The 18,227-nt window shown below is 67.5% G+C and carries 17 protein-coding genes; 6 read left to right on the top strand and 11 right to left on the bottom strand.

From position 1 onward, the window contains the following. The 3 genes from WKB88_RS16880 to WKB88_RS16870 are packed head-to-tail and all read left to right on the top strand — an operon-like array spanning window position 1 to window position 4,660. Window positions 1–843 carry a carbohydrate ABC transporter permease gene (locus tag WKB88_RS16880; RefSeq protein ID WP_341395719.1) on the top strand — a complete coding sequence of 281 codons (843 nt, stop codon included), beginning with the start codon at window positions 1–3 and terminating at the stop codon, window positions 841–843. Between the two features lie 7 nt (window positions 844–850). After that, window positions 851–3,937, top strand: coding sequence for an alpha-mannosidase (locus WKB88_RS16875; protein WP_341395718.1), 3,087 nt, complete (start codon window positions 851–853; stop codon window positions 3,935–3,937). A gap of 51 nt (window positions 3,938–3,988) precedes the next feature. Next, window positions 3,989–4,660 carry an aminoacyl-tRNA hydrolase gene (locus WKB88_RS16870; protein WP_341395716.1) on the top strand — a complete coding sequence of 224 codons (672 nt, stop codon included), beginning with the start codon at window positions 3,989–3,991 and terminating at the stop codon, window positions 4,658–4,660. 18 nt (window positions 4,661–4,678) lie between these two features. Here the strand turns inward: WKB88_RS16870 and WKB88_RS16865 are convergent, their stop codons facing one another. The 3 genes from WKB88_RS16865 to WKB88_RS16855 form a co-directional block, all read right to left on the bottom strand. Further along, the gene (locus WKB88_RS16865; RefSeq protein WP_341395713.1) at window positions 4,679–5,140 is read right to left on the bottom strand and encodes a GatB/YqeY domain-containing protein; all 462 of its coding nucleotides are present in this window, start codon (window positions 5,138–5,140) and stop codon (window positions 4,679–4,681) included. A gap of 90 nt (window positions 5,141–5,230) precedes the next feature. After that, window positions 5,231–5,902: a bifunctional 4-hydroxy-2-oxoglutarate aldolase/2-dehydro-3-deoxy-phosphogluconate aldolase gene (locus tag WKB88_RS16860; RefSeq protein WP_341395711.1), complete on the bottom strand. Its 672-nt coding sequence runs from the start codon at window positions 5,900–5,902 to the stop codon at window positions 5,231–5,233. Beyond that, window positions 5,899–6,732: a DUF1684 domain-containing protein gene (locus WKB88_RS16855; RefSeq protein WP_341395710.1), complete on the bottom strand. Its 834-nt coding sequence runs from the start codon at window positions 6,730–6,732 to the stop codon at window positions 5,899–5,901. Before WKB88_RS16855 ends, WKB88_RS16860 begins: the two co-directional genes overlap by 4 nt. Window positions 6,733–6,794: 62 nt before the next feature. Here WKB88_RS16855 and WKB88_RS16850 point away from each other — a divergent pair, with 62 nt between their 5' ends. From WKB88_RS16850 to WKB88_RS16840, 3 genes are all read left to right on the top strand, one after another. Then, window positions 6,795–7,055: a hypothetical protein gene (locus tag WKB88_RS16850; RefSeq protein WP_341395709.1), complete on the top strand. Its 261-nt coding sequence runs from the start codon at window positions 6,795–6,797 to the stop codon at window positions 7,053–7,055. A 102-nt stretch (window positions 7,056–7,157) separates the two neighbouring features. Further along, a complete protein-coding gene (locus WKB88_RS16845) occupies window positions 7,158–8,687 on the top strand; it encodes an acetyl-CoA hydrolase/transferase family protein (RefSeq protein WP_341395708.1) in 1,530 nt (509 codons plus the stop codon). A gap of 89 nt (window positions 8,688–8,776) precedes the next feature. Next, a complete protein-coding gene (locus WKB88_RS16840; protein WP_341395707.1) occupies window positions 8,777–10,069 on the top strand; it encodes an MFS transporter in 1,293 nt (430 codons plus the stop codon). On the opposite strand, the gene WKB88_RS16835 is transcribed toward WKB88_RS16840, so the two are convergent. The 8 genes from WKB88_RS16835 to WKB88_RS16800 all read right to left on the bottom strand — a co-directional run bounded on the left by WKB88_RS16835 (window position 10,066) and on the right by WKB88_RS16800 (window position 17,983). Then, a complete protein-coding gene (locus tag WKB88_RS16835) occupies window positions 10,066–10,449 on the bottom strand; it encodes an RNA-binding S4 domain-containing protein (RefSeq protein ID WP_341395706.1) in 384 nt (127 codons plus the stop codon). The genes WKB88_RS16840 and WKB88_RS16835 overlap by 4 nt on opposite strands. 56 nt (window positions 10,450–10,505) lie before the next feature. After that, window positions 10,506–11,420, bottom strand: a complete 915-nt coding sequence (locus WKB88_RS16830; RefSeq protein ID WP_341395705.1) for an HNH endonuclease — start codon at window positions 11,418–11,420, stop codon at window positions 10,506–10,508. A gap of 69 nt (window positions 11,421–11,489) precedes the next feature. Beyond that, entirely contained in the window at window positions 11,490–13,103 is a 1,614-nt protein-coding gene (locus WKB88_RS16825) for an AMP-binding protein (RefSeq protein WP_341395704.1), read from the bottom strand. A 102-nt stretch (window positions 13,104–13,205) separates the two neighbouring features. Further along, a complete protein-coding gene (locus tag WKB88_RS16820) occupies window positions 13,206–13,496 on the bottom strand; it encodes a DUF1540 domain-containing protein (RefSeq protein WP_341395703.1) in 291 nt (96 codons plus the stop codon). 141 nt (window positions 13,497–13,637) lie between these two features. After that, window positions 13,638–14,606, bottom strand: coding sequence for a hypothetical protein (locus WKB88_RS16815; RefSeq protein ID WP_341395702.1), 969 nt, complete (start codon window positions 14,604–14,606; stop codon window positions 13,638–13,640). A 52-nt stretch (window positions 14,607–14,658) separates the two neighbouring features. Then, on the bottom strand, window positions 14,659–15,024 hold the full coding sequence (locus tag WKB88_RS16810) for a DoxX family protein (RefSeq protein ID WP_341395701.1): 366 nt from the start codon (window positions 15,022–15,024) through the stop codon (window positions 14,659–14,661). Window positions 15,025–15,135: 111 nt separating this feature from the next. Beyond that, the gene (locus tag WKB88_RS16805; protein WP_341395700.1) at window positions 15,136–16,155 is read right to left on the bottom strand and encodes a LacI family DNA-binding transcriptional regulator; all 1,020 of its coding nucleotides are present in this window, start codon (window positions 16,153–16,155) and stop codon (window positions 15,136–15,138) included. 103 nt (window positions 16,156–16,258) lie between these two features. Continuing rightward, window positions 16,259–17,983 carry a glycoside hydrolase family 13 protein gene (locus tag WKB88_RS16800; RefSeq protein ID WP_341395699.1) on the bottom strand — a complete coding sequence of 575 codons (1,725 nt, stop codon included), beginning with the start codon at window positions 17,981–17,983 and terminating at the stop codon, window positions 16,259–16,261. Window positions 17,984–18,227 lie beyond the last annotated feature (244 nt).

Below are 18,227 nucleotides of genomic sequence, written 5' to 3'. Positions count from 1 at the left end.
GTGACCGTACCCCCGGTGGCGTCCGCCCGCAGGTCCTCTTCGTCAAGAATCTCCACAGCGGTGCTGGTGCTGCTGGCCCTGGCGTTTCTGCTGCCCCTGACCTGGCTCCTGAGCGCCTCGGTCAACGCTGATGCCACGTATGAACTGGCTGCTCCGACCACCCTTACCCTGGCCAACTTCTCAGCGATCCTGACCGCGCAGCAGACGTTCATTCCACTGCTGAACAGCTTCCTGCTGGCCCTTGGCGCGGCCACCGTTACCGTTACGGCCGCCGTGCTGGCCGCGTATCCTCTCTCGCGCTACCAGCTGCGCTTCAAACGCCCGTTCATGTACACCGTTCTCTTTGGCACGTGCCTGCCGATTACGGCGATCATGGTTCCGGTCTACAGCCTCTTTGTGCAGCTGAACCTGCTGGATTCCCTAGGCGGAACCATCCTGTTCATGGGCGCGACCTTCCTGCCGATCGCGATCTGGATGACCAAGAACTTCATGGACTCCGTACCGGTCAGCCTGGAGGAAGCGGCATGGATTGACGGTGCCTCGAACATGAAAGCGCTGTACTACGTGGTGCTTCCGCTCATGCGCCCGGGCCTGGGAGTTGTCTTCATCTTTGTCTTCCTGGAGGGCTGGGGAAACTTTTTTGTTCCCTTCATCCTGCTGTTCTCCGCCGACAAGCAGCCGGCGGCAGTAAGCATCTTCCGCTTTTTCGACGAGTACGGCGGGGTGGCCTACGGGGAACTGGCGGCCTTTTCCATCCTCTACTCCGTCCCGGTGATTTTCCTGTACATCCTCTCCCGTGCGCTCGGGGGCTCCTTCGCCCTGAGCGGCGCAATGAAAGGGTAGGTGCCCCGTGCACGACAGCCGCGAACTTGTCGAAGCCCGAATCAACCGGTTCCTGAGGGAAAAGCTCGCCGGGAACGTGTGGCGGAACCGCGTGCCGGCGGCGCTTGAAGCCTGGACGGCGCCGGGGGAGCCCGTTCCCTTTGCCCAGGCCGCGCAGCAGGACTACCAGCACTTTTCCCCCGGGCAGGCCTGGGGCGCCCCCTGGGGAACCACCTGGTTCCGGGTGTCCGGTACCGTGCCGGCGGACTGGGAGGGCGGAAGCGGCCGTCCCGAACTGCTGATCGATCCGGGGTTCAGCGGTGACGGGCCGGGGTTTGAGGCGGAGGGCCTGGTCTACACGGCGGACGGAGGGATCGTGAAGGCGGTGGAGCCCCGGAACCTGCACGTTCCGGTCAGGCAGGCGCCGGGCGAAGCATTTCTGTTCTACCTGGAAGCCGCGTCGAATCCGAACGTGATCGCCGGATTCACCTATGCGCCCACTCCGCTGGGCGATCCGGCGACGGCGGGCCAGGCACCGCTGTACGTGTTCCGGTCCGCGGATCTCGCACTGCTGGACACCGGGGTCTGGAACCTCGCCCGGGACTTTTGGACCCTGAACGGGCTCATGCATGAACTACCGATGGATCTGCCCCGGCGCTATGAAATCCTCCGGGCCCTGGAACGGGCGGTCAACGCCGTCGATCCCGGTGACGTGTCCGGCACCGCGGACCCCGCCCGCGAACAACTGGCCGGCGTCCTCGCCCTGCCGGCGTACGCCAGCGCCCACCGCATCCACGCCGTCGGGCACGCCCACATTGACAGTGCCTGGCTGTGGCCGGTGCGGGAAACGGTGCGCAAGGTGGCCCGTACCTTCGCGAATGTGCTGGAGCTGATGGACCAGGACCCGGACTTCATTTTTACCGCGTCCTCGGCCCAGCAGTACGCCTGGCTGCAGCAGTATTATCCGGACCTGTTCCACCGGGTAGCGGAGCGGGTACGGGAGGGGAGGTTTGTGCCCACCGGCGGAATGTGGGTCGAAGCGGACACCAACATGCCCGGCGGCGAGGCCATGGCCCGGCAGTTCGTGGCCGGGCAGCGCTTCTTCGGCGAGAATTTCGGGGTGGAACCGCAAGTCCTCTGGCTGCCGGACTCCTTCGGTTACTCGGCGGCGCTGCCGCAGATTGCCCGTGCGGCGGGCTCCCGCTGGTTCCTGACCCAGAAAATCTCCTGGAACGAAACCAACGTCATGCCGCACTCCACGTTCCGCTGGGAAGGGATTGACGGTTCCGTTCTGTTCACCCATTTCCCGCCCGTGGACACCTACAACTCCGAGCTGTCCGGCCAGGAGCTGGCCCGGGCACAGCGCCAGTACAGCGAGAAGGGATTCGGCAACACCTCGCTGGTGCCGTTTGGCTGGGGGGACGGCGGCGGCGGGCCGACCCGGGAAATGCTGGCCGCGGCCCGCCGCACCGCCTCCCTGGAGGGTTCCCCTGCCGTGCAGCTGTCCAGCCCCGAGCGTTTTTTTGCCGCAGCGCAGGCCGAACTGGCGGACCCGCCCGCCTGGTCGGGGGAGCTGTACCTGGAATTCCACCGCGGAACGTACACCAGCCAGGCCAATACCAAGAAGGGCAACCGGCGCAGCGAGCACCTGCTGCGGGAAGCGGAGCTGTGGGCGGCAGCTGCGGCGCTGGCCGCCGGGGCCGAGTATCCGTACGAGGCATTGGAAGAGGCCTGGCACACCGTCCTGCTGCAGCAGTTCCACGACATCCTGCCCGGCACCTCCATTGCCTGGGTGCATCAGGAAGCAGAACGCAACTATGCGCTGGTGGCCGCGGGGCTGGAAGTCCTGATCGAGAACTCGGCCCGGGCCCTGCTGGGCAGCGGGGAATCGGCTGCGGCCCTGAACGCCGGGCCGTACCCCGTGTCCGGCATACCGGCCGCCGGTGCCGGGCCGGTGCCGGGCCCCTTCCCCTGGACCTGGCAGCGGACCGGTGGCGACTGGCGGATCAGCAGCGGCCGGCTCAGGCTGACCGTGGACTCCGCCGGCCTGTTCCGGTCGCTGGTGGTATCACCTTCGGCTGCCGTTGCGCCGGCGGATGAAACCGGCCCGGGTGAGGCGCCCGGGCGGGAAGTCTTCCCGCCCGGGCGGCCCGGAAACCTGTTCCAGCTGTTCCGTGACACTCCCAACCAATGGGATGCCTGGGACCTGGACGCGCACTACCGGTACAGCTCCGTGGATCTGATGCAGCCGGACAGCATGGAGCTTGAGGACGGCAGCGGAGATCGGGTCCTGAGGATCACGCGATCCTTCGGGGACTCGGAGATCGTGCAGCGCCTTTCCCTGAGCCCGGACGGCTCGGCAGTGGACCTGGACGTGGACGTGGACTGGCACGAGCAGCAAAAACTGCTCAAACTCGCGTTTCCGCTGGACGTGCACGCCGCCCAGGCAGCGTCCGAGATCCAGTTCGGACACATACACCGCCCCACTCACGCCAACACCTCTTGGGATGCGGCCCGTTTTGAAACCGTGGCCCACCGGTGGATCCATGTGGGGGAGCCGGGCTACGGGGTGGCCGTGGCCAATGACTCCACCTACGGCCATGACACCTTCCGCGAGACGGTGGACGGGCGGACCTGCACCACGGTGCGGCTGTCCCTGCTGCGCGCCCCGCTGTTTCCGGACCCGGGGGCAGACCAGGGGCCGCACAGCTTCCGGTTCTCGCTGCGGCCCGCTTCCGGAATTCCCGACGCCGTGGCCGAGGGGTACCGGCTGAACCTCCCGCTCCGGTTTATCTCCGGGGTGGCCGCGGCAGCTGCGGAGCCAATCATCACGGTCGATCATCCTGCTGTGGCGGTGGAAGCGGTCAAGCTGGCCGAGGACCGCAGCGGCGACGTGGTGGTCCGGCTGTACGAAGCCCACGGCGGAAGGGCACAGGCGAACCTCCGGGCCGGCTTCGCCTACGACGACGTCGCCGCCACGGATCTGCTGGAACGGCGGATCGGTTCTGATGCAGTGGGGAAGCAGCAGCCGGGAGGAGCGGTGCCGCTGCAGCTGAGGCCCTTTGAACTCGTGACGCTGAGGTTCCGGCGAAGCTCCGGCGGCCAGGAGGGGTGACCGCCGGGCGCGGGGGACCGGACCGGTGTTCCGTCGTGAAAAACTGGAGACATGCAACCCAGCGACACCGTCCAGCCGATAGTCCTGCTCGTCGACAAGGAAGATCCCGCCGCCCACTATGACGCCGTGGCTGCCGCAGCAGCGGCGAGCGTGAGCGCGTACGCGCGGCGGGACAGCGACGACGCATGGGAGAACTGGGTGTTCGGCCGGTTCACAAAGACCGTCCGCCGGGCCGGACCCAAGGCGTTCGCGAAACTGGCGGCGCACGCGCCGTCGGGGACCGTCGTCGTCGGCCGGGCGCAGGCGCTGGCCTTTGAGCCGGTGACCTACGAGGAAATGCCCAAGGCAGTCCGGGCGCTGCAGGTCTCCGGAACCCAGCTGCCCGACGACGAGCCGGTGCCCGGCCGGGAGGGCGCGCCGGTTGTGGTGGTGAACGCGGACCTGGAGATGTCGACGGGCAAAGCCGGAGCGCAGGCGGCCCATGCGCTGCTCGCCTGGTACCTGACGCTGTCCGATCAGGAACGGAGCACCTGGTTCGACGGCGGCTGTCCGGTCTCCGTCCGGGCGGCAGGCGGGGCCGACTTTAAGGCGCTCGCCGCCGCAGCAGGCGCCGGACCGCTGATCGTGGATGCCGGCATGACCGAAATTGCCCCGAACACCGCCACCGCCTTTGTGGCGGCCGCCGGATTCGGAAAGTCAGGACTTCCGGCGGCCGCCCGCTAGCTCTACCGGGCCGGCAGGTCAGGCGAGACGGCTGCGGACAATCTCGCTGACGGCCTTGCCGTCGAATCGCCCGGCCACCTTGGCCGTGACCGGCTTCATGACCGCACCCATCTGGCGCATCGACAGTTCCGTGCCGGCAGCGGAGAGCTCGGTAATGACCTCGTCCACGATGGCTTGGACATCCGCAGCCGTCAACGGTGCGGGCAGGTAGGCTTCGATGATTTCGGCTTCGGCAATTTCGGCGTCGCTGCGCTCCGTCTCGCCGGCGTCGCGGTAGATGCCGGCAGTGTCGCGCCGCTTGGCCGCTTCCTTCTGCAGCAGCGACACGACCTGCACGTCGTCGAGCTCAACCGGGGTTTTGCCCGACTTTTCGCGGGTTTCAATCTCGCCGAGAACGTTGCGCACCGTCATCAGCGCGGTGCGGTTTCCGGCTTTCATGTGGGCCTTCATATCGGCCTGGAGCTGCTCTTTGAGTGTCATGGGGTCTCATTTCCGGTCGGAGAAGGTTGCAGGTGTTCCCTCCATGATCTCGCGGAAGCGTGCCGCGGCGCACGCCGGGCTGCGGGGCGCCTATCCCGGGCCCGGCTCTGCGTCGGCGATGACCTGCCGCACCCGCCCGGCCAGGGCCGTCAGATCCCCGCCGGGGAGCATGGCCTCCCGGAGAAGGTCCCGGCCGAGCGCGACGCCGGCGGCGCCGGCAGCGAACCAGGGCGCCGTCCCGCCGCAGTCGATCGACCCGGACGGAATCAGAGCAATGTCCGGAAACGCCGTCCGAACCGCAGCAAGGTAGCCGGTACCGAGCGGACCGGCGGGAAACAGCCCCACCGCGCTGGCGCCGGCGCGCCACGCCAAGTGGACTTCCCCGGGGGTCAGCGCGCCGGGGTAACTGGGCACATCAAGGTTCCGGGAGGCATGGATGACATCCGCAGCGGCAGTGGGGGAGGCGATAAACCGGGCGCCGGCGCCGGCCGCCCGGACCACATCCTGCGGCGTCATCACCGCTCCCATTCCGACGGCGACGCCTGCGGGCATCCGGGCAGCCAGACGCTCGATGGAGTTCAGGGCGCCCGGAACGGTCATGGTCAGCTGCAGGCAGCGGATGCCGTTTGCCGCCAGGGTGTCAGCCACAGCATCGGTCCGGACCGGATCGCCGACTCCGAGGACTGCGATGATGCGGCTGCGCTGCAGGGCCTCCGTCAGCGGCACCCGGCGGAATGCGGACGGCCCGGGCTCCGCGGTCATGGCAGTGCCGGTCCGTCCGGCCGTTTTTCTCCGGCTTCCACGGGTTCCCCGATGATGTTGCTGCCCACGGGCATGGGGCAGGTGCCGTACGGAGTGAACGCGCTGGGATAGTTCACGGCCCGGTTGAGATCCACTGTCACAGCAGATGATCCGGCCCGGGGTGCAGCAAAAGCGACCTTGCGCCAGCCGGCGGTTGCCTGGTTGTTGGTGGCATCGTGAAAGGTCAGTGCCAGGCGGTCCGGCCCCTCGGCGCCCACCTGCAGCCGGTATTCCTTCTCCGTCCCGGGAAGCCGGAGGGCCAGTTCGCCGACGGTGCGGTGAACGCCGTCGACGGCGGGGTGCGCGGTCCGGATGGGAACGTCCACCGGCTCGGGATAGGCATCGAAGCGGGCCTGCAGCACCAGATCCGGCCTGAAATCGAAGACGGGAACTCCGCTGAATGCCGTGAACACGGGGGACTCCGCATCCCTGGTGCGAAGGGCGTAGCGTCCGCCGCGGCGGGCCAGCTCCACCACGATCCGTCCGCCGTCGCTGCCGCCGAACTGCACCCAGAGCAGGGATTCCTCGTCCTCAAGGGAAACAGTGACGGTACCGTCAACCGCTGTTCCGCTCTCAACGAGGGTGAGACCGTTGCCGACGGCTGCTGACAGGGCCGCTTCCGTTTCCGTTCCGGACCACAGCCCCGGGAGGCCTTCCGCCGGTGCGGGAACGGGCGTTAACCACTGCAGCGAAGTCAGGGTCAGCCAGCCGTGCTCCTGCCCCAGCTCGCGGTTGCGGGCGCTGCGGAAAGCCAGCCACCCCTGAAAAGCGTCATCTGTCGGGTTAGTCATGAATCCTCCTGTCATGGCGGGCCGCCTTGGGCAGTGTAACGGTCCCGTTTGTAGGATGAAGTATGGAAAACAATGGATCAGCCCCCTCGCTCGCCCAGCTGCGGAGCCGTCAGACCGAACTCGTGGCCGCTCTCGCCGTTGAGACGAGCTCGTCCCGGCTCGCCGAGCTCAGCACCGAACTGGAAACCGTCGCCAACCTTCTTCAGGGACGCAGCCGCCAGGCACCCGCTGAATCCGGCGTTCAGCAGCGCGAAGACGGGGTGGTCATTGAACCCGGTTCCGGGTTGGAGGCGGACCTGGACAAGGACCAGGGCGCACCCTAAGCGGCCGTTGCGCCCGGGCTTTTCCCAAGCGGAATCTCCCAAATATGAGGCACGGCACATTTGCGGATAGTGTTGGTTGGTCCCATCTAAGGAAAGGCCACCATGCACGACCGCATTCACCACGAAGGACTGCTGCAGCGCAGGATGTCTGCTGAACAGGCAGCGGCGCTTATCAAACCCGGCATGACCGTGGCGATGAGCGGTTTCACCGGCGCCGGCTATCCCAAGGAAGTTCCCCAGGCCCTGGCCATCCAGATGGAGGAAGCGCACGCACGGGGCGAGGATTTCCAGATCAAGGTCCTGACCGGAGCCTCCACCGCTCCCGAGCTCGACGGCGTGCTCGCGAAGGCCGGCGGCATGGAACTGCGCCTGCCGTACCAGTCCGATCCCACCCTGCGGAAGCGGATCAACGACGGCGAACTCGAGTACATCGACATCCACCTGGGGCACGTCGCCCAGTACACCTGGTTCGGCTTCTACGGCCACGTGGACTTGGCGGTGATCGAGGTCGTCGGCATCAACGAAGATGGCTCCCTGATCCCGTCCTCGTCCGTGGGCAACAACAAGACCTGGATTGAGCAGGCCGACAAGATCATCCTGGAAGTCAACGCCCAGCAGGCAGCAGCCATGGACGGCATGCACGACGTCTACTACGGAACGGCACTGCCGCCGCACCGCAAGCCGATCATGCTCGTGAACCCGGATGACCGGATCGGCGAGCCGTACCTCCGGCTGGATCCGGACAAGGTTATTGCCGTCGTTGAGACCGATGCCCCGGACCGGATGACGCCCTTCGCCGCCCCGGATGAGACGTCGACGCAGATTGCCGCGCACCTGATCGATTTCTTCGGCGACGAGATCAAGGCCGGCCGGCTGACCGACAAGCTGCTGCCGCTGCAGTCCGGCGTGGGCAATATTGCCAACGCCGTCCTGGGCGGGCTCGCCACCTCCGGCTACACCGGACTCACGGCCTACACCGAGGTCATCCAGGACGGGATGCTGCACCTCATCCGCGACGGCGTGATCCGGGTAGCATCCGCCACCTCCTTCTCGCTGAGCCCGGCGGGAATCGAAGAGTTCAACTCGAACATCGAGTTCTACCGCAAGCGGATTATTCTGCGTACCCAGGAGATCTCGAACCATCCGGAACTGATCCGCCGGCTGGGCTGCATCGCCATGAACGGCATGATCGAGGCCGACCTGTACGGCAACGTGAACTCCACCCATGTGGCCGGAACGGCCATGATGAACGGTATCGGCGGCTCCGGCGACTTTGCCCGCAACGGCTTCCTCTCCGCCTTCCTGTCCCCGAGCACTGCCAAGGGCGGCAAGATCTCGGGCATCGTGCCCATGGTCAGCCACGTGGACCACACCGAGCACGACACCATGCTGGTGGTCACCGAACGCGGACTCGCCGACCTGCGCGGCCTCTCGCCCAAGCAGCGCGCCCGGACCATCATCGACAAGTGTGCACACCCGGACTTCCAGCCCCTGCTGCAGGATTACTTCGACCGGGCCTGCCGCGAGAGCTTCGGCAAGCACACCCCGCATCTGCTCGATGAAGCCCTGTCCTGGCACCAGCGGTTCGTGGAAACCGGAGACAGCCGGGCCGCTCAGCCCGCCTCCGCCTGAACCCTTCCTCCGGCCGCCTGTTCCGTTCCGTGACGCGGGCGGAACACGCGGCCGGAGGTGTTTGGCGCTGCCCGTGCTAGAAAGGCCGGGTGAGTGAAGCCAGAAAACAGACAGCCGGCAGGACCCGGCCGCGCCTGACATTGCCGCTGTGGGCTGCGGCCGCCGCCGTCGTCCTCGTCGCCGTCAACCTGCGGCCCGGCGCGACGTCGGTGGGTCCCGTGCTGGCCGAGCTCCAGGCCGGGCTCGGGATGGGCTCAACCCTGGCCGGGGTCCTGACGGCGCTGCCCGGGCTCACCTTCGCCGTCGTCGGAGCCCTTGCCGTCGCGATGTCCCGGCGGGCCGGCATCAACGGAACCATCGCCGCGGGAGTAGCCGCCGTTGCTGCCGGGCTGCTGCTGCGCTCCGTCGTCGAATCGCAGGTGGCTTTCCTGCTGCTCACGGTGCTGGCCTTTGCCGGCATGGCGGTGGGCAACATCCTGGTCCCGGCGTTCATCAAACGGCACGGTGGAGCGCGGACCGCGCTGCTGAACTCCGTTTACGGCACCACGCTGGCCGTGGGCGCAACCATTCCGCTGCTGATTGCCGCCCCGCTGGCGGCAGGCGGGGCGGACGGCTGGCAGGTCAGCCTGCGTGTCTGGGGTGCCGCGGCACTCATCGCCGCGGTGCCCTGGATTGTCATAGCGTTCCGCGGCAGGAGTCCGCGACGCGCAGGAACCGGGAGTGCAGCCGATCTTGCAGCCGGAACCGCAGCCGGCGGACCGCTGCCTTACGCAGGCCGGCTGCGCATGACGTCGTCCGGCACCGCAGTGGCCCTGTGCCTGTATTTCGGCGTCCAGTCCATGAACGCCTATGTGCAGTTCGGCTGGGTGGCGCAGATTTACCGCGATGCGGGACTGAGCCAGTCCCAGGCGGGCTTCATGATGGCGATCATCGCTTCGCTGGGCATCCCCGGCGGCCTGATCATGCCTGCCCTGGTGGCGCGTGCGCCGGGCCTGCGCGTGTATGTTGCGGCACTGGCAGCCGCCACCGGTGCGGGGTATATCGGGCTGCTGCTGTTTCCCGGTGCCGTACCGTGGCTGTGGGCGCTGCTGCTGGGATTCGGCGGGTTCGCCTTTCCGACGGCGCTGGCCCTCATCACGGGACGTTCCCGGGACCCCCGGGTCACGGCAGAACTGTCCGGCTTCTGTCAGCCCGTGGGCTACCTGCTGGCGGCTGCCGGGCCGTTTGCGATCGGTGCCCTGCACTCCGCAACGGGAAGCTGGACTCTTCCCCTCACGATTTTGGCTTGTTCCTCCGTCATCATGGCCTTTGCCGGCATGGCAGCCGCCGCTCCAAAATTCGTCGATGACCAGCTGAAGCCGAGCGCCGCCGGAACTCCCTAGCGGTCGCCGCGCAGCCGGTCGATCTCGCGGCGGTCCTTCTTGGTGGGGCGCCCGGCGCCGCGGTCCCGCAGGGGAACCCCCAGCGCCGGACCCACCGGCCGCGGCGGTGTGTGGTCGGTGAAGCAGTGGGAAGCCGCCTCCGCACCAACGCGCTTGGCAATCAGCTGACGGACTTCGAGGATCCGTTCGTACCCCGGCTGGCGGACCCGAATGGTGTCTCCGGGCTGGACCGGCTGCGCCGCCTTGGCCGGGTTGCCGTTGAGCCTGACATGGCCGGCCCGGCAGGCCGCAGTGGCAGCGGACCGGGTCTTGTAGGCGCGGATGGCCCACAACCAGGCGTCCACTCGGACGGATTTTGAGGTGCTGGCAGGAATGGTCATGGCGCTAACGATTCTGCCACGGAGTGCTCCTGTTCTGCTGGTTGCCGCGCACCGGGCTACCGGTTGTCCCGCAGGCGTGCCGCATCCGCCTGGGCTTCCAGTTCCTCGTTGGTGGGGACCGAACCCGCAAGGGGATTCGCTGGGGCCACCGGTCCGGCCGCGGCTGCCAGCATCCGCCGCAGTTCACCGGGCGTGTACGGATCGGGTACCCCGAGGTGAGCCACGGCGTGGCAGTTGGGGCACAGCGGCACCAGGTCCGCCACCGGATCCAGTGTGTAGTCCGGGGAGATGGAGGACAGCGGAACAATGTGGTGCACCTGGACAAAGGCGGCGCCGGCCGGACCGTAAACCTGCTCCATTGACAAGCCGCAGGCCGCGCAGGAGGTGCCGTGAAAAGAGACGCACTGCCGGACGGCGTCGGGATCCTGCTCGTAGCGGTTGATTCCCACGGTCCGCAGGCTGTCCTGGGGGAGGCTTCCCGGAAGGGGGACTGTGGGGTCGGCGGCGGCAAGCCAGTCCCCGGAAACGGGGCGGGACCGCAGGAACGTGGTCCAGGCCGCCCGGAGCTGCACCTCGGCCTGGTCCGGAACCGCGGTTCCGGTGCTGCGGACGGCGTTCCAGTTCAGGTCCGGGACGCTCTCCGCCAGCCCATCGGCGGGCAGGGCGTCGCCCGGCGGGAGGAGCAGGTCAAAGACGATGCCGGCCAGCAGGCCGAGCCGGGCCGGCAGGGCCGCACCGGGCTGGGGTGCGGAGGCAACGACGCCGTGCCCGAGCAGTCCGCGCCCGTGCCGGCCCTGGGCGAAAAGCCACGCGTCGGTCCCGGGATCCAGCTGCTGGCCCCGGCCTACCCGCCACCGGGTGCCGTAGAGCCCGGTGCGCTGCACGGTGGAGGCCGCCGTGCGGTAGTCCGCACGGCCGGGACCGGCACCAAACGCGGTGGCAGGATTCCAGCCCAGCACGACGGCAGCCATGAATTTCTCCCTTGCTCAAAGATGTTCCCCGGGAAACGCGGTGACGAGAACCGGCGCCGCGGGACGCCTTTAGTTAATGCGGGCTTCCCGGCCTTCCCATTCCTGTGACCGCAGTTCATTCTTGCGGATTTTTCCGGTGGACGTCTTAGGAAGGTCAATAATGAACTCCACCGACCGGGGTGCCTTGTAGGAAGCGATCCGGGCCTTGACGTGGGCCACGAGGTCATCTTCGGTGACCTTCCGGCCCGGTGCGAGCACAACGAAGGCCTTGGGCCGCTCGCCCCAGCGCTCGTCCGGGACGCCGATGACGGCGACGTCGGCCACCGCGGGATGGCTGGCCAGCGCCTGTTCCACCTCGATGGTGGAGATGTTCTCGCCGCCGGAAACCACCACGTCCTTGGACCGGTCCAGCAGCTGGACGTAGCCGTCGGGATGCATAACGCCGAGGTCGCCGGTGTGGAACCAGCCGCCGCGGAAGGCGTCGGCCGTCCCGTCGTCGTCGCGGTAGTAACCCTTCATCACCGAGTTGCCGCGCATGACAATCTCGCCCATCTCGACGCCGTCGCCGGCAACATCGGTCAGCTCGCCGGTGGCGCCAACCTCGTCGCGGACCACCCGCAGCCGGTCCGACGTCAGCATGCCCACACCCTGGCGTGCCATCTTCCGGGCCAGGGCCTCGCCGTCCAGTGCTGCCCATGCGGCCTGCGGTTCGCAGACGGCATACGGTCCGTAGGACTCCGTGAGTCCGTAGACGTGCACCACGGCGGCGCGCAGCTCATGGATCTTCGTGATGATGGTGGGGCTCGGCGGTGCGCCGGCGGTCACGATGGTCAGGGGATGATCCAGCTCATGGGCTTCCGCTGCGGTGGCAATGGCGCTGAGCACCGTTGGCGCACCGGCGAGGTGGTCCACGCCGCAGGAATCGATTAGGCGCCAGATGTCCGGGCCCCGGACCGCGCGCAGGCAGACTTGCGTTCCGGAGGCTGCGGTCAGGGCCCACGTGGTGCACCAGCCGTTGCAGTGGAACATGGGAAGCGTCCACAGATAAACGCTGTCGGCGGTGAAGCCCTGGTGATGCACTTCGCCCAGCGAGTTCAGGTAGGCGCCGCGGTGGGTGTACATCACGCCCTTGGGGCGGCCGGTGGTGCCGGAGGTGTAATTCAGCGTGATGACGGCGTCTTCATCCGCCACGTCCCAGGAGAGCGGGCTGTCGGTGCCGCGCGCCAGGAAATCGGCGTACGACGTCGTGCCCTCCACGGTGCCGGGGCTTCCGTCCTGGAGGGGTACGGCAATAACCTCCGTGACCGTCTCCAGCTCCACCGAACCCAGGGCGAGGAGCAGGTCCGGATCTCCGAACAGCACGGCGGCACCCGAGTGGTTGCAGATGTAGGCCACCTCGGGCGGAGACAACCGCGTATTCAGCGGTACCAGGACGCCGCCGGCCAGGGGAACGGCATAATGGGCGATCAGCAGCTCGGCGGAGTTGGTGCCGAGGAAGGCAGCCCGGCCGCCGGCTGTCAGGCCCGAGGCCTGCAGGGCCTGCGCCGTGCGGGTCACCGCCGCGGCGAACTCGCGGTAGGTCAGGCGCCGGTCACCGTCGATGATCGCTGTTTTGTCCGGATGGACCTGTGCTGCGCGCTCCAGAAAACGAAGCGGTGTCAAAGCGGTGTCCAAGCCGGGCATAACTCTCCTTTGAAGCGGGTTTGTGGCCTCCAACGCTACAGGCTGATGAGGCTTGGATCACATTCCCGGATCGTGGGAGGACATCTGCACCCTGCGGTACAGCTAGCGCGGCTGGTAGGTCAGGCAATCAGCCAGTTCAGCGCCCGGGCCGACTTTGACGTCATGGGCGGTGCACATGAGGTGGTCATTGTGCCGGCATTCGCTGCGCAGGCAGGCGCCCACGGAAGCCAGGACTTTGGGCAGGCCGCCGGTTTCCGCGGTGTCGATGAAGGTGGAGCAGCTGGCGTGGTCGGGGGCGCCGCCTACCGTGATGGCGTAGGCGGTGCAGCCGTCGTGGTTGTAGTCGCAGCTGTGGACGGCGCAGTCGCTGACGGGGGCAACGTGGTCAGTCATGATTCCTCCAAAGGGGAGTAATGTCTGTCGAATTTCGAACGTACCACCGTTGCCCGCGGATAATTAGGGCGAAAAAACTGCGCGTATTTACCGGTTGCCGACCTGCTGTGCGGGATCCGCGGCAGGCTCCGGTGCGGCGTCCTAGCCCAGCCCCTCCAGCTTGGTCTGCGCCTTTTCCACGGCGCGGCGCGCCGCACGCGCCGAGCGGCGGGCGGCATCGCGTGCCCGTTCCAGCGTCCCCGCACGGCGGTCCACGGAAGCCACCTCACGCTCCAGGTCACGGATCCGCTCGCGCAGCTCGTCAATTTCATCCGTCAGCTCGTCGCGCCGGTCAGCAACGGCGTCAACCTCGTCCTGGGCTTCCTTCAGCGCGTCCTCGGCCCGTGCCGCGTCCCGCTGCGCTTCCTCCAGGGAGGAACGGGCGGCACGGCGGGCGCGGTCCGCCGCAGCTTTCTCCTTTCTGGCCTGGGCGGCGGTGCCGGCACTGGCGGACGTTTTCGACGCCGGCCCCGAGCCGTCCCCGCCGTCCCCGCCGTCCCCGCCAGCTCCCGGGGAAGGGGAGGAGCGGGTCCGATGTGTTCCGGAGGCCGGCGGCCGCACCGAACCGGGGTCTGCAACGGCACCCTCCACGTCCACCGGATCCCACCCGTTGGCTTCCAGCCCGCGGACCAGCTGGCCGCTCGCTGCGGCTGCGGCGGCATCCGCATCCGTCATGGCAGCCCACAGGGTTTGTTCAACTTCGGCCCCGACGGCAGCGCTGACCGGATGCCCCAGCTCCTTGGCAAGGTTCTGTGCCTCCCTCGCGGCCGAGCGGAGCAGGCGCTGGCGTTCACCGCTGAGATGGCGCAGCTGTTTTTGGTCCAGGTCATTCTGCGCTTCCCGCAGGACGGCGCCCAGTTCAAGGACTTCGGAGATCAGTTCTGCCCGGTGCAGTGACAGCATATTGACCAGCCAAGCGGCCGACGACGGCTTGGGCAGGGAGCGGATTGCTTTGCCCAGGGCCTTGTCTCCGGCCTTCGCTGCCTCTGAAGCGCGCCGGTTTCGGGCAGCCGTGAACTCCTCGGGCATCAGCGCATAGAGTTCCGCCACGGCATCCGTTGTTCCTGCCATCCCGCTCCGCTCCCCTGGGAATCTGTCTTTGGGTACCGGCCGGGGACGGGGCTCAGTGCAGCTGCGTAAGCCGCCCCCACACCACAATCGCGGCCATTACCAGAAGGATAGCCGGGAGGACTGCCGCCTGGCGCTGGCCGCGTCGCAGATGCATGGCCACCGCCAGCGCCATCAGGAGCACCAGCCCCGCGGCGGCAGCGGGAGTAAGCAGGGGGGACCAGCCCAGCAGGCCGGGGATCAGCAGGCTCAGGCCCGCAACAATCTCCACGGCGCCCAGGGCCCGGATGGCTGCCGGCGGATATCCGTCGGTCCAGGGCAGCCGTCTGAGCTGCCGCGCGGAACGTGTCAGGCGCTGCCCGCCGATTCCCATGAACAGCAGGGCCAGGACTATCTGCAGGATCCAAAGAAAGAGCGACATGGGAGGGCGGAGTTCCTTCGGCCGGGCGGACTGACGTTTTAGTCAAGCACGGTTCAGGGCCGAAGACGAGGGCATGGCCCCGGGCGCCGCAGCGGGCACGGTACCGGCGGGTCAGCTGCGCAGATCCGCCGGTACCGAGGTGCTGGAGCGGACGACGAACTCGGTCGGATAAAACCGCTGGATCCAGTCGGCTTCCGGCGGTTTCTGCGCCAGGAGCGAGAGTACGGCGGCGACGGCGGCGGCTCCCTGTCCCCGCGGGTCCTGGCTGATGGTGGTCAACCCAAAAACCTCACCGAGTTCGTGGCCGTCGATCCCAATCACGGACAGGTCCTCGGGAACGCGCAGTCCCAGGCCCCTGGCGGCAAGAATAGTCCCGACGGCAATTTCGTCCGAGGCGCAGAAGATGCCGGTGGGACGGTTTCGGGGAGCAGCCAGCAGAGTCTTGGCGGCGCTCACGCCGCTGGCAACGGAGAAGTCCGGACTATTAATGTGAAGGCTTTCCAGGCCCGCCCGGCCCATCGCCTGTTCATACCCGTCCCGGCGCGTACTGCCCAGCCGGAAATCACGCTCACGCTCTTCCCCGCCGCCAATGTGGGCAATCCGCGTATGGCCCAGCGCGATGAGGTGCTCCGTAGCCAGCACCGAAATGTTGGCCTCGTCCACCCGAATGGTGTGGGTCTGCGGCAGGGGCCCGCCAATGGCGACAATCGGCTTGCCCACCGCATGCAGCTGGCCCAGTTCCTCATCGGTGAGTTTGAGCGCCACCGCAATTACGGCGTCCAGCCGCTGGCGCCGCAGCATCTCTGTCAGCACGCTTTCGCGGTGCCCCGGGCCGTCACTGGTGTTGTACAGGGTCAGGTCGTAGCCGGCGTCGATCAGTGCAGCGGCGGCACCCTCGAGCACCTGCGAAAAGTACCAGCGGCCAACGGTGGGCATGACAATCCCGATGTTGCGGCTGCGCCCGGAGGCCAGGGACGACGCGTTGTAGGAAATGACAAAACCGAGCTCGTCGGCTGCCGCCTGAACCTTCCGGCGCGTGGCCTCGGAGACCTTGCCGTTGCCGCTCAGGGCGCGCGACACCGTGGCCGACGAGACTCCCGCGCGGGCGGCCACGTCTTTGATCCCTGCCATGTACGATCCTCGGTTCTGGTAGTGCTTCATTGCGCCGGACCCACAGAGTTGAGGCACCGGACCCTCAGGTCCGGTGCCTCAAACCCGGGTTGCCTATCCGGAGTTAGCCTAGCCGGAGCCAGACGGCATGGTTGGGCAGCAGGACGCCGTCGCTCCCGGAGCCGGCTTCACTGGCCACCAGAACCTCACCCTCCGGCAGGTACAGCGGCTCGGCACCCATGTTCAGCACCGTCAGCACTTCACCGTTCAGGAAGGCAACCACCGAGTCGTTGTTGACGCCGGGCCACCAGGCCAGTGATCCGGCGCCCAGGGCGTACTCCCGGCGCACGGCCAGTGCGCTGCGGTACAGGTTCAGGGTTGAGGCCGGATCTTCACGCTGCACATCCCGGGCCAGCGACGCCCATTCGGCGGGCTGGGGCAGCCAGGAAGCGCCGGTGCTGCTGAAACCGAAGCCGTCGGCAGCGGAGTACCAGGGCAGCGGGACGCGGCAGCCGTCGCGGCCCAGGCGGGCACCGCCGGTGCGGTGGTAGGTCGGATCCTCACGGAAGTCATGCGGCATGGTGGTGTGGTCCGGCAGCCCCAGTTCCTCTCCCTGATAGAGGTAGACGCCGCCGGGCAGGGCGAGCATGAGCAGAGTTGCGGCGCGGGCGCGCGAGAGCCCCAGCTCATAGTCGGGCTGGCGGTCATCGGGCCCCAGGCCGTCGCCCGGGCGGTCCTGGTGTCCTTCGAGGCCGAAGCGTGTGGCGTGGCGTACGACGTCGTGGTTTGAGAGCACCCAGGTGGTGGGCGCCCCCACCTTGTCGAAGGCCTCGAGGGAGGACTGGATGACGTGGCGGACGGCGCCGGCCTGCCAGTCGTGGTGCAGGTAGGCGAAGTTGAAGGTCTGGTGCATTTCATCCGGACGCACCCAGTCCGAGAGCCGGTCCAGGGGATCGATGGTGGCTTCGGCGCACAGCACGCGCTCGCCGTCGTAGCTCTCCAGCAGCTTCCGCCAGGAACGGTAGATGTCGTGCACTTCGGCCTGGCCGAACATCGGTGCCTCGTGGCCGGGGAAACCCTCCGACGAGCAGCCGTCCGCCCGGCCGCCCCAGTCCGGGAGGCCTGATTTCTTCACCAGGGCGTGGGCTACGTCCACGCGGAACCCGCCGACTCCGCGGTCCAGCCAGAAGCGGAGCACCCGCTCAAACTCGGCGCGCACCGCCGGGTTGTCCCAGTTGAAGTCCGGCTGGCTGGAATCGAACAGGTGCAGGTACCACTGGCCCGGCGTGCCGTCCGTGTTGGTGGTGCGGGTCCATGCGGAACCCCCGAAATGGGACTGCCAGTTGTTCGGCGGAAGGTCTCCGTTTTCTCCGGAGCCGTTCCGGAAAATGAACATGTCGCGCTCGGGGGATTCGGCGGGGGCCGCCAGGGCGGACTGGAAGAGTGCGTGTTCGTTGGAGCAGTGGTTGGGCACAAGGTCCACGATGATCCGGATGCCGTGTCCGGAGGCCTTTGCCACCAGGGCGTCGAAGTCGTCCAGCGTGCCGAACAGCGGGTCAACGGAGCAGTAATCGGCCACGTCATACCCGGCGTCGTTCTGCGGGGACTTGTAGAACGGGGACAGCCACAGCGCATCGATGTCGAGCTCGGCCAGCGAGTCCACCTCGGCGGTGATGCCGGGCAGGTCGCCGATGCCGTCGCCGCTGAGATCCCGGAACGAGCGCGGATACACCTGGTAGATGACGGAAGAACGCCACCACTGCCGGTCATGTTCGCTGGAGGCGGCGTGCAGGGGGACAAGGGCCGGGCCGGTTTCTGCACCGGTGCCGGGGATTACGTGGCTGAGCATGGGTGCCATCCTAGGGGCATACCGCACCCAGAATGAAAACGCTTGCACAACTCGGGTCAGTCCTAAGATTACTGACTATTTCCCGGATTGCTGGGTCACAGCAGGGGATGGGGGTGAAACAGCGGCAGCGAATGCGGGTCTAAACCGTGACGCAGGTCTGTGATTGGACGCACAACGTGTACGCGCTTACACTTTCTCCGTACTGAGGTCCCGATGGAGTGTTCCGTTGCTCCTGCCTTATCTC

The sequence above is a fragment of the Arthrobacter sp. G119Y2 genome (assembly GCF_038069765.1).
Taxonomy (GTDB): Bacteria; Actinomycetota; Actinomycetes; order Actinomycetales; family Micrococcaceae; genus Arthrobacter_B.
This window is presented reverse-complemented; position numbering and strand designations above follow the sequence as displayed.

Excerpts from the sequence above, each read along its gene's own strand:
- WKB88_RS16870 (WP_341395716.1), top strand. The coding sequence starts at position 3,989 with ATGCAACCCAGCGACACCGTCCAGCCGATAGTCCTGCTCGTCGACAAG.
- WKB88_RS16865 (WP_341395713.1), bottom strand. The coding sequence starts at position 5,140 with ATGACACTCAAAGAGCAGCTCCAGGCCGATATGAAGGCCCACATGAAA.
- WKB88_RS16860 (WP_341395711.1), bottom strand. The coding sequence starts at position 5,902 with ATGACCGCGGAGCCCGGGCCGTCCGCATTCCGCCGGGTGCCGCTGACG.
- WKB88_RS16855 (WP_341395710.1), bottom strand. The coding sequence starts at position 6,732 with ATGACTAACCCGACAGATGACGCTTTTCAGGGGTGGCTGGCTTTCCGC.
- WKB88_RS16850 (WP_341395709.1), top strand. The coding sequence starts at position 6,795 with ATGGAAAACAATGGATCAGCCCCCTCGCTCGCCCAGCTGCGGAGCCGT.
- WKB88_RS16845 (WP_341395708.1), top strand. The coding sequence starts at position 7,158 with ATGCACGACCGCATTCACCACGAAGGACTGCTGCAGCGCAGGATGTCT.
- WKB88_RS16835 (WP_341395706.1), bottom strand. The coding sequence starts at position 10,449 with ATGACCATTCCTGCCAGCACCTCAAAATCCGTCCGAGTGGACGCCTGG.
- WKB88_RS16830 (WP_341395705.1), bottom strand. The coding sequence starts at position 11,420 with ATGGCTGCCGTCGTGCTGGGCTGGAATCCTGCCACCGCGTTTGGTGCC.
- WKB88_RS16825 (WP_341395704.1), bottom strand. The coding sequence starts at position 13,103 with ATGCCCGGCTTGGACACCGCTTTGACACCGCTTCGTTTTCTGGAGCGC.
- WKB88_RS16820 (WP_341395703.1), bottom strand. The coding sequence starts at position 13,496 with ATGACTGACCACGTTGCCCCCGTCAGCGACTGCGCCGTCCACAGCTGC.
- WKB88_RS16815 (WP_341395702.1), bottom strand. The coding sequence starts at position 14,606 with ATGGCAGGAACAACGGATGCCGTGGCGGAACTCTATGCGCTGATGCCC.
- WKB88_RS16810 (WP_341395701.1), bottom strand. The coding sequence starts at position 15,024 with ATGTCGCTCTTTCTTTGGATCCTGCAGATAGTCCTGGCCCTGCTGTTC.
- WKB88_RS16805 (WP_341395700.1), bottom strand. The coding sequence starts at position 16,155 with ATGGCAGGGATCAAAGACGTGGCCGCCCGCGCGGGAGTCTCGTCGGCC.
- WKB88_RS16800 (WP_341395699.1), bottom strand. The coding sequence starts at position 17,983 with ATGCTCAGCCACGTAATCCCCGGCACCGGTGCAGAAACCGGCCCGGCC.